This is a genomic window from Agrococcus sp. BE272, assembly GCF_031457935.1.
GTDB lineage: Bacteria > Actinomycetota > Actinomycetes > Actinomycetales > Microbacteriaceae > Agrococcus > Agrococcus sediminis.
This window is the reverse complement of record NZ_JAVDXL010000001.1, coordinates 473,551-487,188: the sequence shown is the minus strand read 5'-3', so window position 1 is coordinate 487,188 and position 13,638 is coordinate 473,551. Positions and strand designations below refer to the sequence as shown.

General features: G+C 73.1%; 13 protein-coding genes. 7 read left to right on the top strand and 6 right to left on the bottom strand.

Annotated elements, in window-relative coordinates; genetic code table 11:
* The first annotated feature begins 73 nt into the window (after nucleotides 1-73).
* The gene (locus J2X49_RS02295) at nucleotides 74-604 is read left to right on the top strand and encodes a VOC family protein (RefSeq protein WP_310122039.1); all 531 of its coding nucleotides are present in this window, start codon (nucleotides 74-76) and stop codon (nucleotides 602-604) included.
* A 12-nt stretch (nucleotides 605-616) separates the two neighbouring features.
* On the opposite strand, the gene J2X49_RS02290 is transcribed toward J2X49_RS02295, so the two are convergent.
* Nucleotides 617-1,582 carry a Bax inhibitor-1/YccA family protein gene (locus J2X49_RS02290; protein ID WP_192575845.1) on the bottom strand — a complete coding sequence of 322 codons (966 nt, stop codon included), beginning with the start codon at nucleotides 1,580-1,582 and terminating at the stop codon, nucleotides 617-619.
* 168 nt (nucleotides 1,583-1,750) lie between these two features.
* Here J2X49_RS02290 and J2X49_RS02285 point away from each other — a divergent pair, with 168 nt between their 5' ends.
* Nucleotides 1,751-2,725: a glycerophosphodiester phosphodiesterase family protein gene (locus tag J2X49_RS02285; RefSeq protein ID WP_310122036.1), complete on the top strand. Its 975-nt coding sequence runs from the start codon at nucleotides 1,751-1,753 to the stop codon at nucleotides 2,723-2,725.
* A 65-nt stretch (nucleotides 2,726-2,790) separates the two neighbouring features.
* Entirely contained in the window at nucleotides 2,791-5,163 is a 2,373-nt protein-coding gene (locus J2X49_RS02280; RefSeq protein ID WP_310122034.1) for a UvrD-helicase domain-containing protein, read from the top strand.
* 159 nt (nucleotides 5,164-5,322) lie between these two features.
* Here the strand turns inward: J2X49_RS02280 and J2X49_RS02275 are convergent, their stop codons facing one another.
* Nucleotides 5,323-5,499 carry a hypothetical protein gene (locus tag J2X49_RS02275; protein WP_164877197.1) on the bottom strand — a complete coding sequence of 59 codons (177 nt, stop codon included), beginning with the start codon at nucleotides 5,497-5,499 and terminating at the stop codon, nucleotides 5,323-5,325.
* Between the two features lie 63 nt (nucleotides 5,500-5,562).
* On the opposite strand from J2X49_RS02275, the gene J2X49_RS02270 reads away from it, so the two are divergent.
* Nucleotides 5,563-6,042 (top strand): transporter substrate-binding domain-containing protein, encoded by a 480-nt coding sequence (locus tag J2X49_RS02270; protein WP_310122031.1) that lies wholly within the window; start codon nucleotides 5,563-5,565, stop codon nucleotides 6,040-6,042.
* The gene (locus tag J2X49_RS02265) at nucleotides 6,039-7,043 is read left to right on the top strand and encodes a cation diffusion facilitator family transporter (protein ID WP_310122027.1); all 1,005 of its coding nucleotides are present in this window, start codon (nucleotides 6,039-6,041) and stop codon (nucleotides 7,041-7,043) included. Before J2X49_RS02270 ends, J2X49_RS02265 begins: the two co-directional genes overlap by 4 nt.
* 27 nt (nucleotides 7,044-7,070) lie before the next feature.
* On the opposite strand, the gene J2X49_RS02260 is transcribed toward J2X49_RS02265, so the two are convergent.
* From J2X49_RS02260 to J2X49_RS02250, 3 genes are read right to left on the bottom strand one after another with little or no spacing between them, the layout of a single operon-like run.
* Nucleotides 7,071-8,759 carry a tripartite tricarboxylate transporter permease gene (locus J2X49_RS02260; protein ID WP_310122024.1) on the bottom strand — a complete coding sequence of 563 codons (1,689 nt, stop codon included), beginning with the start codon at nucleotides 8,757-8,759 and terminating at the stop codon, nucleotides 7,071-7,073.
* Nucleotides 8,759-9,301 (bottom strand): tripartite tricarboxylate transporter TctB family protein, encoded by a 543-nt coding sequence (locus J2X49_RS02255; RefSeq protein ID WP_128190432.1) that lies wholly within the window; start codon nucleotides 9,299-9,301, stop codon nucleotides 8,759-8,761. The genes J2X49_RS02260 and J2X49_RS02255 overlap by 1 nt, the downstream gene beginning before the upstream one ends.
* Nucleotides 9,298-10,341 (bottom strand): tripartite tricarboxylate transporter substrate-binding protein, encoded by a 1,044-nt coding sequence (locus tag J2X49_RS02250; protein WP_310122021.1) that lies wholly within the window; start codon nucleotides 10,339-10,341, stop codon nucleotides 9,298-9,300. The genes J2X49_RS02255 and J2X49_RS02250 overlap by 4 nt, the downstream gene beginning before the upstream one ends.
* Before the next feature lie 162 nt (nucleotides 10,342-10,503).
* Here J2X49_RS02250 and J2X49_RS02245 point away from each other — a divergent pair, with 162 nt between their 5' ends.
* Both J2X49_RS02245 and J2X49_RS02240 read left to right on the top strand, forming a co-directional pair.
* On the top strand, nucleotides 10,504-12,099 hold the full coding sequence (locus J2X49_RS02245) for a sensor histidine kinase (RefSeq protein WP_310122019.1): 1,596 nt from the start codon (nucleotides 10,504-10,506) through the stop codon (nucleotides 12,097-12,099).
* Nucleotides 12,096-12,773, top strand: coding sequence for a response regulator (locus J2X49_RS02240; RefSeq protein ID WP_146355594.1), 678 nt, complete (start codon nucleotides 12,096-12,098; stop codon nucleotides 12,771-12,773). Before J2X49_RS02245 ends, J2X49_RS02240 begins: the two co-directional genes overlap by 4 nt.
* Nucleotides 12,774-12,792: 19 nt before the next feature.
* Here the strand turns inward: J2X49_RS02240 and J2X49_RS02235 are convergent, their stop codons facing one another.
* Entirely contained in the window at nucleotides 12,793-13,515 is a 723-nt protein-coding gene (locus J2X49_RS02235; RefSeq protein WP_310122013.1) for a VIT family protein, read from the bottom strand.
* Nucleotides 13,516-13,638 lie beyond the last annotated feature (123 nt).

Below are 13,638 nucleotides of genomic sequence, written 5' to 3'. Positions count from 1 at the left end.
TCCCGCCCCGCCCCGTCGCCCCGTTGTGGGCGGCGGGGCGTAGCGTTGCCCCATCGACTCCGAGGAGGCTGCGATGGCGCTGCGCTGGTATTCGAACGTGATCGAGACGACCGATGTCGTGCGGCTGGCCCGTTGGTGGGCCGACGCGCTCGACTGGGACGTCATCTACGAGACCGACGACGAGTCGGTGGTGATCCCGAAGTGGGCGCAGGAGCTCGGCGAGCGGCTGACGTTCCACCAGTTCCCGCCCGGGCTCGTCTTCGTGCGCGTCGACCATGAGAAGGCGACGAAGAACCGCATCCACATGGATCTCGCGCCGCACACGAGCGACGACCGCGACGCCGAGATCGCCCGGCTCGAGGCGCTCGGCGCACGTCGCATCGACGTCGGCCAGGGGCCGGATGTGTCGTGGACGGTGCTCGCCGACATCGACGGCGACGAGTCTGCCTGCTGTCGTCGCGGGAGCAGTGAGGGCATGAGGAAGGGCCCCCGGGGTGTGCCGGGGGCCCTTCCTGCGGAGCGAGAGATCTCGCTACGCGTGCGACTTCGTCGCGCGCTACTCGATCTAGCGTCCTCCGGGCTCAACGCGGCTGCGCCGCATTGAGCCCTCCGGACGCTAGTTGTTGCCGCGGAGGATCGCGATGATGCGCAGGATCTCGACGTAGAGCCAGATGATCGTCATCGTCAGGCCGAACGCCGCCGACCAGCCGTACTTCTTGTGCACGCCGCGCTTCACGCCCAGCTCGATGCCCTCGAAGTCCATGACGAGCGAGTACGCGCCGAGCAGCACCGCGAGGCCGCCGAGCAGCACGCCCCACGGGATGCCGAAGATCGGGCTCGGCGCCGAGCGCATGCCGAAGGCGAGGTCGCCCGTGGCGCCGAAGAGCATCATGCCGAAGTTGACCAGCGAGAACAGGCCGTAGCCGATCAGCACGATGAAGAAGATCTTGTTCATCCGCGGCGACGTGCGCACGATGCGGAACGCGTAGAGCGCGAGCGTCGCGGCGATCACGCAGGCGGTCGCGAGCAGCGCCTGGAAGATGATTCCGTCGAGGCCCATGCCGAACTCGAGCAGGCCCGAGAAGCCGCCGAGGAAGAGGCCCTGGGCGCCGGCGTAGGCGAGCACGAGCGCCGGGCTCGGCTCCTTCTTGAAGATGTTGACGAGCGCCAGCACGAAGCCGACGAGCGCGCCGCCGTACGTGAGCACGTAGAAGGGCAGCGAGGTGCCCGTCATCAGCAGCATGCCGAGCGTCACGATGAAGCCGAGCGCGGTGACGCCGAGCGTGACCACGGTCTTCGTGATGACGCCCTCGTAGGTCAGCCGCTCGGTCTCGAGCGGCGACGCCGCCGGCCGGTTGAACTGCTGGTCGAGCTGGTCGGGCGAGGGCTGGCCGTAAGGGGCCTGGCCGTACTGCATCGGCTGCCCGTAGGGCTGCTGGCCGTACTGCTGCTGACCGAAGGGCTGCTGGCCGTACTGCTGCTGGCCGTAGGGCGCCTGCTGGCCACCGGGAGCAGCCTGCGCGGCGCGCTGGGTGTTCTCGGTGAACGCGGGCGAGTTGCGGAACGCCGGGTTGCCTGCCAAGGGAAGGTCTCCTGTTCGAGAAGGTCGAGCTGCCGCCGCATGGGCGGACGCGTTCAGCGTAGCGACGGATGCCCAGATCTCCCTGTGGATCCGGGCATGTTCGCGCCAGGCGCAGGCCGTTCACCCGCACCGCGCCGATCGTTCACCCGCGCGCCCTAGCCTGGCGCCGTGCAGCCCACTCGACTCATCGCCCACCGGGGCGCGTCCGGCTGGGCGCCCGAGCACACCGAGACGGCCGTGCGGCTGGCCGCGCGGCTCGGCGCCGACGCGGTCGAGCCCGACCTCGTCGCCACCCGCGACGGCGTGCTCGTCGTGCGGCACGACAGCGAGCTCGGCTCCACCACCGACATCGCCGACCGGCCGGAGCTCGCCGACCGGCGCCGCACGCAGACGATCGACGGCGAGGAGGTCGCCGGCTGGTTCGTCGAGGACTGCACCTGGGCCGAGGTCGCCACGCTCCGCGCCCGCGAGCGCCTGCCGCGGCTGCGCCCGCTCGGCGCGCTGCGCGACGGCCGCGAGGGCGTGCTCCGCTTCACCGACCTGCTCGCGATCGCCGACGAGACGGGGCTCGACGTGGTGGCCGAGCTCAAGCACGCGAGCCACCACGCCGCGCTCGGGCTCCCGCTCGACGCGCTGCTGGCGGATGCGGTGGCCGGCACCCACTGGGCGGGCGACGGGCGGCTGACGGTCGAGTCGTTCGAGGAGGCCGTCCTGCACGAGGTGCGCGACCGCGGCGTCGAGGCGCGCCTCGTCTACCTGATGGGGGAGGGCGGCACCGCCGCCGACCTCGTCGGCCGCGACGGCGCATCCGCCCCCACGTACGCCGAGCAGCGCGGCGACGCGTCGCTCGCCGAGCTCGCCCGGCGCGTCGACGCGATCAGCGTCGACAAGGCGGTGCTCTTCGACCGGTCGGACGGCGCGCTGCGCGCGAGCGACCTCGTCGAGCGCGCCCGCGCCGTCGGCCTCGGCACCATCGCCTGGACGCTGCGGCCCGAGAACGCCTTCCTCGAGCCCGAGCACCGGCTCGGCGAGCACCCGGCCGCGTGGGGCGACTGGACGACCGAGTGGCGCATGCTCGCATCGCTCGGCCTCGAGGCGGTCTTCGCCGACCACCCCGACCTCTGGCGCCGCCTCGAGGCGTAGCCGGCGCATCCGACGACGCCGGCCCGGCCCGGCGCGTCACCGGCCCCTCGTAGACTGGTCTGCTGATGAGCGATCTCTGGGGATTGGGCGACGAAGGCTTCGACTCGGTCCAGCGACCCTCGCCGATCGGGCCGCGCGGCGACGCCGTGCCCGAGCACCTGCTCGAGGGGCTGAACCCGCCGCAGCGCGAGGCCGTGCTGCACCGCGGGCCCGCCCTCCTCATCGTCGCCGGCGCCGGCTCCGGCAAGACGCGCGTGCTCACCCACCGCATCGCCGGCCTGCTCGCGACCCGTGAGGCGTGGCCGAGCCAGATCCTCGCGATCACCTTCACGAACAAGGCCGCCGCCGAGATGCGCGAGCGCGTGCACAGCCTCATCGGCGAGGAGGCGAGCGGCATGTGGATCCGCACGTTCCACTCCGCGTGCGTGCGCATCCTGCGCCGCGAGGCCGAGGAGTTCGGCTTCAAGCAGTCGTTCACGATCTACGACTCGGGCGACGTGCGGGCGCTGATCAAGCGGCTCATCAAGGAGCGCGGCGCCGACATCCAGGGCCTCACGCCCGGCGGCGTCTCGGCGCGCATCTCGAAGGCCAAGAACGAGCTGCACGACGTCGACTCGTGGGCGCGCACGGCCAACCTCGAGAACCCGCTCGACCAGGCGTTCCTCGAGCTCTGGCGCGACTACGACCGCGAGCTGCGGCGGGCCAACGCCTTCGACTTCGACGACCTCATCTCGCAGACGGTCTTCCTCTTCCGCGCGTTCCCGCACGTCGCGGCGCAGTACCGCAAGCGCTTCCGGCACATCCTCGTCGACGAGTACCAGGACACCAACGCGGCGCAGTACGCGCTCATCCGCGAGCTGACGCAGCCCGTCACGCGCGCCGACCTGCCCGACCTGCGCAGCGACCTGCCGGGCGCCTCGCTCACCGTCGTGGGCGACTCCGACCAGTCGATCTACGCCTTCCGCGGCGCCGACATCCGCAACATCACCGACTTCGAGCGCGACTTCGCCGGCGCCCGCGCGATCCTGCTCGAGCAGAACTACCGCTCGACGCAGAACATCCTCTCGGCCGCCAACGCCGTCATCGGCAACAACTTCGACCGGCGCGAGAAGCGGCTCTGGACCGATTCGGGCGACGGGGCCAAGATCGTCGGCTTCACCGGCTACTCGGGCCACGACGAGGCGCAGTTCGTCGCCGACGAGATCGTCGAGCTCACCTCGGGCGGCATGGCCTACAGCGACATCGCCGTGTTCTACCGCACCAACGCCCAGACGCGCGCGCTCGAGGAGGTGCTCATCCGCACCGCCATCCCCTACAAGGTGATCGGCGGCACGAAGTTCTACGAGCGCGCCGAGATCAAGGACGCGATGGCGTACCTGATCACCGTCGCGAACCCCGCCGATCCGCTGAGCCTGCGGCGCATCATGAACGTGCCGAAGCGCGGCATCGGCCCCGCGACCGAGGCGGCGCTGCAGGCGTTCGCCGACGAGCACGGCATCACGCTGCGGGATGCGCTGCGGCGCGTCGACGAGATCGCCCTCGGCCCGAAGGTGGCCGCGGCCATCAAGGATCTGGCGGCGCTGCTCGACCACTGGAGCGAGCGGCCCGAGGCCGACCCGGGAGAGGTGCTGCGGGATCTGCTCAGCCGCTCCGGCTACACCGACCAGCTGCGCCGCTCGCCCGACCCGCAGGACGCCGCGCGGCTCGAGAACGTCGAGGAGCTCGTCGCGGTGACGCGCGAGTACCGCCGCCAGAACCCGGGCGGCAACCTCATCGACTTCCTCACCGAGACGGCGCTCGTCGCCGCCGCCGACGAGCTCGACGACTCGGGCGGCCAGGTCTCGCTCATGACGCTGCACACGGCGAAGGGGCTCGAGTTCGACGCGGTGTTCATCACCGGCGTCGAGGAGGATCTGCTGCCGCACCGCATCTCGGCGAACGAGCCCGGCGGGCCCGCCGAGGAGCGGCGGCTGTTCTACGTCGGCATCACGCGCGCGCGGCAGCGGCTGCACCTGTCGCTCGCGATGACGCGCGCGCAGTTCGGCGAGGTCAACCCCGCGGTGCCGAGCCGCTTCCTCGAGGAGATCCCGGCCGAGCTGGTCGACTGGCGCACGCTGCCGACGACGATGCGGCCGGCGCCCGCGCAGCGCGCCGTGGGGCGCTGGAGCGACGGGCCGCGCGAGTCGTTCGTGACGGGCTTCCGCGACCCGAAGCCGCTCCCGAAGGGCAAGGGCACCTTCGCCAACACCATCACCGAGGTGCGCGACAACTCGGCCCTCGAGCTCTCGCCCGGGGACCGCATCCGCCACAAGGACTTCGGTGAAGGGCGCGTGCAGGCGGTCTCGGGCGCGGGCGCGAAGCGCATCGCCGAGGTGCAGTTCGACCAGGTGGGGCGCAAGCGGCTGCTGGTCAAGATCGCGCCGATCGAGCTGCTCTGAACCATGGTCTCGACTCGGGCGGCCGCCTCCGGCGGCAGCCCGGCTCGACCAGCGGGAGGGCGGCGGCGGCCCGGCTCGACCGGCGGGAGGGCGGCGGCAGCCCGGCTCGACCGGCGGGAGGGCGGCGGCGGCCCGGCTCGACCGGCGGGAGGGCGGCGGCTACAGCGCCTGCGTCACCAGCAGCACCATCGCCACGAGGGTGAGCGCCGCGGCGCCAACGATGAGCGGGCGGAACCGGCGCGCCATCGTGCGCGGCGGCCGGTCGTCGTCGAAGCGCTCGAAGTAGGGGTCGAGCTCGGGCGGGACGCGGTCGTGCTCGTGGCGCTGCTCCTGCATGCGCCCCAGCCTCCCACGAGACGATCAGCGACGCACAGGCAGGGCCGGACTATGGTGCGGAGCATGCGTCGACTGGTCGGAGCGAGCGGCATCGCAGCGCTCGCGCTCGCCCTCGCGGGCTGCGGCCTCACCGTGCCCTCCGACCCCGACGGCACCCTCGAGACCGTCTCGGGCGGCGTGCTCGAGGTGGGCGTGACGCCCAACCCGCCGTTCACCGAGATCGACGACGCCGACGACGAGCAGCCGTCGGGCACCGAGGTGACGCTCGTCGAGTCGTTCGCGGCGTCGATCGACGCCGAGCTCTCGTGGACGGTCGGCAGCGAGGAGGACCTCGTGCGCCAGCTCGAGGAGGGCGACCTCGACCTCGTCATCGGCGGCATCACCGAGCAGACGCCCTGGGCGGCGCACGCCGCGCCGACGCGCGCCTACGCGCAGGCGCTGCAGCCCGACGGCTCGACCACCGGCGTCGTCATGCTCACGCCGATGGGCGAGAACGCCTTCCTCGCCGCGCTCGAGCAGCACCTCGACGAGGCGGCGCCATGAAGCGCATCGGCCGCACCGAGCTGCCCCCGGCCCAGGAGCAGGCGCTCCGCAAGGCGCGCCTCGTCGAGTGGCTGAGCCTCGGCTACGCCGCGATCGCGATCACGCTCGTCGGCCTCGTGATGGGCGGCTCGCAGGCGATGCGCACGGCGTGGATCGAGGACATGCTCTCGACCGTCCCGCAGCTCGCGTTCCTCATCGCCCTCGCGGTCATCCGCCGCCCGCCGAGCCAGAAGCATCCGTACGGGTACCACCGGGCGATGGGCATCGGCCACCTCGTCGCCGGCGTCGCGCTCTTCGCCGTCGGCGCGACCCTCGCGTTCGACGCGATCAGCGGGCTCGCCTCGCTCGAGCACCCGTCGATCGGCACGGTGCGGCTCTTCGGCACCACGATCTGGCTCGGCTGGCTCATGGTCGGCACGATGCTGCTCATCTCGGCGCCGCCCGTGATCCTCGGCATCGTCAAGATGCGGCTCGCGAAGCAGCTGCACAGCAAGCTGCTGCACGCCGACGCCGACATGATGCGCGCCGACTGGACGACGCACGCCGGCTCGATCGTGGGCGTGCTGGGCGTCGGCCTCGGCATCTGGTGGCTCGACGGCGCCGCCGCCCTGTTCATCTCGGCCGGCATCATCTGGGACGGCGTGAAGAACACCCGCGCCTCGGTGCTCGACCTCATGGACATGCGCGCGACGACCGTCGACCAGTCGGAGTCCGACCCGCTCATCGACCGCATCGAGGACACGCTGCGGCGGCTGCCGTGGGTGCGGGATGCGGCCAGTCGCGTGCGCGACGAGGGGCACGTGTTCCATGTGGAGGCGTACGTCGTGCCGCTGCGGCGCAAGGTCAAGGTGGAGGACGTCGACCGCGCGGTCGCGCAGGTCACCGCGCTCGACTGGCGCGTGCAGGACGTCACGATCGCGGTCATGGGCCGGCTGCCGTCGCCGGAGGCCGAGCGGCGCGACGACGACCGCGCCGACGACGGAGCCGCCGCGCCGGAGTGATCCGGGCGGCGGCTCCGATGCGGCTCGCTACGCGTCGCGGCCGCGATCCGGGTCGCGACCCGGGCCGGGCTCCGCGTCCGGGTCGGCGCCGCCGCGCTGCAGCGGCACCGCGCGGGTCGACAGCCGGCCGCGGTCGAGCTCGGGGTGCGGCTCGTGCGACTCGATCTCCTCGTCGACCGCGGCGATCGTGGTCGTGTCGATCGACGGCAGCGCGGCCTCGAAGCGCGCGCGGCGGCGCTTGAGCCACAGCGCGAGCGCGATGATGAGCGCGAGCAGCGCGTAGGCGACGATCGAGAACGGGCTGTGCACGAGGTAGGCGGGGTCGCCCTGGCCGATCTGCATGGCCTTGCGCAGCTGCTCCTCGGCCATCGGGCCCAGGATCGCGCCCACGACGAGCGGCGCGATCGGGAAGCCGAGCCGCCGCATGAAGAAGCCGAGCACGCCGAGCACGAGCAGCACCGCGATGTCGAAGACCGTGAAGTTCGCAGCGTAGGCGCCCAGCCCGGCGAAGACGAGGATGCCCGCGTAGAGGTACGGGCGGGGGATCTGCAGGAGCTTCACCCACATGCCCACGAGCGGCAGGTTGAGCACGAGCAGCATCGCGTTGCCGATGAAGAGGCTCGCGATGAGCGCCCACACGAGCGCCGGCTGCGTGTCGAACAGGCGCGGGCCCGGCTGGATCCCGTACGTCTGGAAGGCGCTCAGGATGATCGCCGCGGTCGCCGTGGTCGGGATGCCGAGCGTCAGCAGCGGCACGAGCACGCCCGCGGCCGCCGCGTTGTTGGCCGACTCCGGACCCGCGACGCCCTCGATCGCGCCCTTGCCGAACTGCTTCCGGTACTCGCCCTTCGCGAGGCTCCGCTCGGTCGCGTAGGAGAGGAAGGTCGCGACGTCGGCGCCGCCGGCGGGGATCGAGCCGATCGGGAAGCCGATGCCGGCGCCCCGCAGCCACGGCTTCCACGACCTCGCCCAGTCGGAGCGGCGCATCCACGTGCGCCATCCGCGCGTGATGGGGATGATCGGGATCTCGCCGCCCCGCAGGCGGGAGCCCACGTACAGGGCCTCGCCGAGCGCGAAGAGGCCGACCGCGACGAGCACGACGTCGATGCCGTCGCCGAGCTGCGGGATGCCGAGCGTGAAGCGCGCCTGCCCGGTGAGCGAGTCGACGCCGATGAGGCCGATGAACAGGCCGATCGACAGCGACACCATGCCGCGCCAGGCACTGTCGCCGAGCAGCGCGCCGACCGTGAGGAACGCGATCACCATGAGCGCGAAGTAGTCGGATGGGCCGAGGCTGACTGCGAGGCGGGCGACGGTGGGCGCGAGGAGCGTCAGCAGCACCGTGGCGATCGTGCCCGCGACGAACGAGCCGATCGCGGCGGTGGCGAGCGCCGCCGCGCCGCGGCCGGCGCGCGCCATCTTGTTGCCCTCGAGCGCGGTGACGATCGACGCGGACTCGCCGGGGGTGTTGAGCAGGATCGACGTGGTCGAGCCGCCGTACATGCCGCCGTAGTAGATGCCGGCGAAGACGATGAACGCCGCGGTCGGCTCGAGCGCGTACGTGATCGGCAGCAGGAGCGCGACCGTCATCGCCGGCCCGATGCCGGGTAGCACGCCCACGGCGGTGCCGAGCAGCACGCCGAGCAGCGCGTACAGCAGGTAGACGGGCTGGAGCGCGGTCGCGAAGCCCTCGAGCAGCAGGGTCCAGGTGTCCATCAGAGGCCGATCCAGGAGGTCAGGGTGCCGGTGGCGGGCAGCGAGAGGCCGAGCAGCGTGCCGAACACGAGCTGCGTGACGACGCCGAGGGCGAGGCCGATCGCGGTGGCGAGCCACCAGCGCTTCGCGCCGAGGGCGAGCGAGGCGCCGGTGAAGAGGATGGCGACGCCGAGGGGCCAGCCGAGGTGGGGGATGGTGAGCATGAGCGACAGGAAGCTCAGCACGACGATGCCGGTCGAGCCCCACGAGGTGCCGTGCTCGAGGTCGATGTCCTCGCCCTCCTCGGCGTGCCCGAAGCGGCCGCGGAGCTGGCCGACGAGCACCACGAGCGACGAGAGCAGCAGCAGGCCGCCGACGGCGTACGGCACGACGCGCGCGCCGAGCGTGTTGGTCGATCCCGGGGGCTCGCGGATGGTGGTGGTCGAGATGAGCACGGCGATCGCCAGCACCACGAGCAGCCCGACGAAGACCATCGCCTCGATGCGGGCCGAGCGCGCCGCGGCCGACGCACCCGTGGGTGCGCCGGCCGGGGCGGTGCTCATTCGATCAGGCCGATCGTGCGCAGCGTCTCCTGGGTGAGCGTGATGTCGTCGGCGAGGAACGCGTCGAACTCGTCGCCCGGCATGAACGCATCCGTCCAGCCGTTGGTCTCGAGCGTCTCGGTCCACGCGTCCTGCTCGTGCAGCTGCGTGACGAGGTCGACGAGCGCCGTGCGCTCCTCGTCGGTGATGCCGCCCGGGGCGATCACGCCGCGCCAGTTCGTGAGCGTCACGTCGATGCCCTCGTCCTGGATCGTCGGCACGTCGGGCAGCGCCTGCGCGGGCTCCTCGCTCGAGACGGCCAGGGCGCGCAGGTCGCCCGAGAGCACGGACTCCGAGAACTCGCCGACGCCCGAGATGCCTGCCTGCACGGTGCCGCCGAGCAGCATCGTGAGCGCCTCGCCGCCGCCGGAGTTGGCGACGTAGTTGAGCGTGGTCGGGACCTCTGCCGCGTCGACGCCGGCCTCGGTGAGGAGCAGGCCCGCGAGGATGTGGTCGATGCCGCCGGCGGAGCCGCCGGTGACGGCGAGGCCCTGGCCCTCGGCGACGATCGCGTCGACCAGGTCCTGCAGGCTCTCGTAGGGAGAGTCGGCCGGCACGACGATGACGAGCGGCTCCTCGGTGAGCTTCGCGATCGGCGTCATGTCCTCGATGCGCACCTCGGAGGCGTTCGTCTCCACGGCGCCGACCATGACGGAGCCGGTGATCATGAGCGTGTTGGGGTCGGTCTCGGTCGCGAGGCTCGCGAGGCCGACGGTGCCGCCGGCGCCGCCGATGTTCTCGACCGGCGCCGAGCTGACGAGGTCGGTGTCGGTCAGCACCTGGCCGATGGCGCGGGCGGTCTGGTCCCAGCCGCCGCCCGGGTCGGCGGGAGCGATGACGCTGACCTCGGTGACGGCGGCCGGCGCCTCGCCCTCGGCGCCGCCGGTCGAGGCGGGGGCGCCGCCGGACGAGCAGGCGGCGAGCGCGAGCGCTGCAGCCCCCGCGAGGCCGATGCGGACGATGGTGCTGGTGCGCGTGCTGTGCGCGGTGCGTGGGTGCATGGATCGCACGTCTCCTCCTTGAGCGCCCGGCGCCGTGCCGGGTCGCGATCTGGGGGTGACGCTAGCGGCGCCGGATGCCCGGTGCGCGGTTGTGGTCGATGTGCACGTTTCGGTCGTTTCGGTCGCCCGCCGCGGGGGCCCGCGCGCGCCTATCCTGAGGGCATGGGGCGGGCGATGACGCTGCGGACGCAGCTGGTGCTGCTGCAGAGCGCCATCATGCTCGTCGTCATTGTCGGCTCCGGCGTCGCCGCCGCCTGGGTGCAGGAGCGCGCGATCCGCGACGCCTACCTCGACCGCATGGTGGGCGTCGCCTCGTCGGTGGCCCAGCTGCCGTCGGTGGTCGACGCGTTCGACGATCCCGACCCCGCCGAGGTCATCCAGCCGATCGCCGAGACGGTGCGCGTCGCATCCGCCGTCACCTACGTCGTCGTCACCGACGTCGCGGGCGTGCGCTACTCGCATCCGAACCCCGACCGCATCGGCGAGGTCGTCTCGACCGACCCGACCGCCGCGCAGTCCGGCGAGCGGTTCGTCGGCACGCAGACCGGCACGCTCGGCACCTCGTGGCGCGTGAAGGTGCCCGTGCACGACGCCGACGGTCAGGTGATCGGCCAGGTCTCGGTGGGCATCCTCGAGGCCGAGCTGCACGCCGACTGGCTCGGCAGCATCTGGGTGCTCGCGCTGTGCCTCGCCGCGGCCGCCGTCGTCGGCGTGCTGCTCGCGAGCTGGGCCGCGTCGCTGGTGCGCCGGCGCATCCACGGCGTCGAGCCCGACGAGATCAAGTCGATGCTCGAGACCCGCAACGCGACCCTGCACGGCATCGGCGAGGGCCTCGTGGTGCTCGACGAGCGGGCGACGATCGCGCTCTGCAACGACGCGGCGCTGCGGCTGCTGGGGCGGGAGGGCGACGAGCTCGCGGGCGTGCCGGTCGCCGAGGTGCTCGACGCGCGGCTCGAGCCGCTGCTGACCGACGCGGGCGAGCAGCAGCTCGTGCTCGCGGGCGAGCGGGTGCTCGTCGCGCGCGCCGACCCCGTGGTCGTCGACGGCCGCACGGTCGGCACCGTGCTCATCCTGCGCGACCGCACCGAGCTCGACGCGGCGCTGCGCGACCTCGCGGGCGCGCAGGGCATGACCGAGACGCTGCGGGCGCAGCAGCACGAGTTCGCCAACACGCTGCACACGCTCGGCGGCCTGCTCGAGCTCGGCGAGGCCGACGCGGCGATGCAGGTCATCGCTCGCGCCGGCGCCGGCGGGGCGCTGTCGTCGCTCGCGCCCGCCGAGGGCGTGCTCGACCTCGAGGTCGCGGCGCTGCTGCTCGCCAAGCGGGCGCAGGCGCGCGAGCACGGCGTCGAGCTCGCCGTCGCGCCCGGGTCGACGCTGCGCCCCGCCGCGTCGACGGCGGGCTCGAGCGACTGGGTGACGGTGCTCGGCAACCTCATCGACAACGCGGTGGATGCGTCGGGCGGCGGGCGCGTGCAGGTCGCGATCGCCGACGACGACACCGACGCCGGCCGGGTCGTCACGATGGCGGTCGACGACGACGGCCCCGGCGTGCCCGAGGAGCGGCGGCAGCGCATCTTCGACCTCGCCGTCTCGACGAAGACGCACGCCGCCGGCCTCACCCGGGGCTACGGGCTGACGCTCGTGCGCCGCGTCGCCGAGCGGCTCGGCGGCGACGTGCGGGTCGAGACGTCGCCGCTCGGCGGCGCGCGCTTCGTCGCGACGCTGCCGGTCGACCGCAGCGAGGTGCCCGCGTGAGGCCGCTGCGCGCACTGATCGTCGAGGACGACAAGGCGGTCGCGATCGTCACCCGCGGCTTCGTCGAGCGCCACGGCGGGTTCGTCGTCGCGGGGGAGGCCGCCACCGGGCGCGACGCGCTCGAGGCGATCGAGGCCGTGCGCCCCGACCTCGTGCTGCTCGACGTGCACCTGCCCGACGCATCCGGCATCGAGGTGCTGCGCGTCGCCCGCGCGCGCGGCTTCGCGGGCGAGGTGGTCGCGGTCACCGCTGCGCGCGACCTCGAGACCGTGCGCGCGGCGCGCGCGTTCGGCGTGCGCCACTACCTCGTGAAGCCGTTCGGGCTCGAGGCGATGCGGGAGCGGCTCGAGGCGATCCGCGCCGAGATCGAGCGGGCGGAGGCGCACGGGCCGCGCGCGCTCGACCAGCGCGCGGTCGACGCGATGCTGCAGCCGTCCGAGCGCTCGGCGAAGCCGGCGCCGGCGGGGTCGCAGCTCACCCTCGACCGCGTCGCGGCGCTGCTCGAGTCGATCGGCGCCGACGTGAGCGCGGCGGAGGTGGGGGAGCGGCTCGGGATGTCGCGGGTGAGCGCCCGCCGCTACCTCGAGCGGCTCGTCGTCGACGGCGCGGCCGAGGTCGCGCCCCGCTACGGCGGCACCGGGCGCCCCGAGCTGCGGTACACCGCGCGCCGCTGAGCGGCGGCGGCCCGCCGCGCTAGTGCACGGGCGTGCCGACGAGCGTGCCGATCAGCCACGTCGCGGCGAGCGCGAGGATGCCGCCGAGCAGCACCCGCAGCATGCCGATGCGCTTGCCGGAGCCGCCGATCCGTGCCGAGACGACGCCCGTGACGAGCAGCGCCAGCACCGTCGCGACGACGATCGGCCAGGGCATCCACGCCGCGGGCGCGACGAGCGCCGCGACGAGCGGCACGAGCGAGCCGAGCGTGAACGCGACCGCCGAGGACGCCGCTGCAGACCAGGGGTTGTTGAGGTCGTCGGGGTCGAGCTTGTACTCGACGTCGAGGTGCGCGCGCAGCGGATCGGCCTCGGTGAGCTCGACCGCCACCTGGTGCGCGGTCGCCGGGGCGAGGCCGCGCGCCTCGTACATGTGGGCGAGCTGGTCGATCTGCCCCTCGGGGTTGCTCTCGAGCTCGGCGAGCTCGCGGCGGATCGCCGCGCGCTCGCTGTCGCGCTGCGACGAGACCGAGACGTACTCGCCGACCGCCATCGAGAAGGCGCCCGCGACGAGCGCGGCGACGCCCGCCGTGAGGATGCCGCCGATGCCCGTGCCGGCGCCGGCGACGCCGACCATGAGCGCCGACGTCGACACGATGCCGTCGTTCGCGCCCAGCACGCCGGCGCGCAGCCAGTTGAGCTTCGACGCCATCGACTCGACCGGCGGGGGCAGGTCGGGACGGCGCTGCATCGCGGGATCCATGGTTCCTCCTGGGTCCATCGTCGGCGGTCGCCGGGACCCCCGCAAGCAAGGCGAGGCTCGTGCGATTCCGGCAAGAAACCCGAATCTTCGGGCTTCGGCGGGCCGAAAGCGGCGGGGGCGGCA

Coding starts and splice junctions, on each gene's coding strand:
- J2X49_RS02280 (WP_310122034.1), top strand. CDS start 2,791: ATGAGCGATCTCTGGGGATTGGGCGACGAAGGCTTCGACTCGGTCCAG.
- J2X49_RS02255 (WP_128190432.1), bottom strand. CDS start 9,301: ATGAGCACCGCCCCGGCCGGCGCACCCACGGGTGCGTCGGCCGCGGCG.
- J2X49_RS02270 (WP_310122031.1), top strand. CDS start 5,563: ATGCGTCGACTGGTCGGAGCGAGCGGCATCGCAGCGCTCGCGCTCGCC.
- J2X49_RS02275 (WP_164877197.1), bottom strand. CDS start 5,499: ATGCAGGAGCAGCGCCACGAGCACGACCGCGTCCCGCCCGAGCTCGAC.
- J2X49_RS02235 (WP_310122013.1), bottom strand. CDS start 13,515: ATGGATCCCGCGATGCAGCGCCGTCCCGACCTGCCCCCGCCGGTCGAG.
- J2X49_RS02295 (WP_310122039.1), top strand. CDS start 74: ATGGCGCTGCGCTGGTATTCGAACGTGATCGAGACGACCGATGTCGTG.
- J2X49_RS02260 (WP_310122024.1), bottom strand. CDS start 8,759: ATGGACACCTGGACCCTGCTGCTCGAGGGCTTCGCGACCGCGCTCCAG.
- J2X49_RS02250 (WP_310122021.1), bottom strand. CDS start 10,341: ATGCACCCACGCACCGCGCACAGCACGCGCACCAGCACCATCGTCCGC.
- J2X49_RS02265 (WP_310122027.1), top strand. CDS start 6,039: ATGAAGCGCATCGGCCGCACCGAGCTGCCCCCGGCCCAGGAGCAGGCG.
- J2X49_RS02245 (WP_310122019.1), top strand. CDS start 10,504: ATGGGGCGGGCGATGACGCTGCGGACGCAGCTGGTGCTGCTGCAGAGC.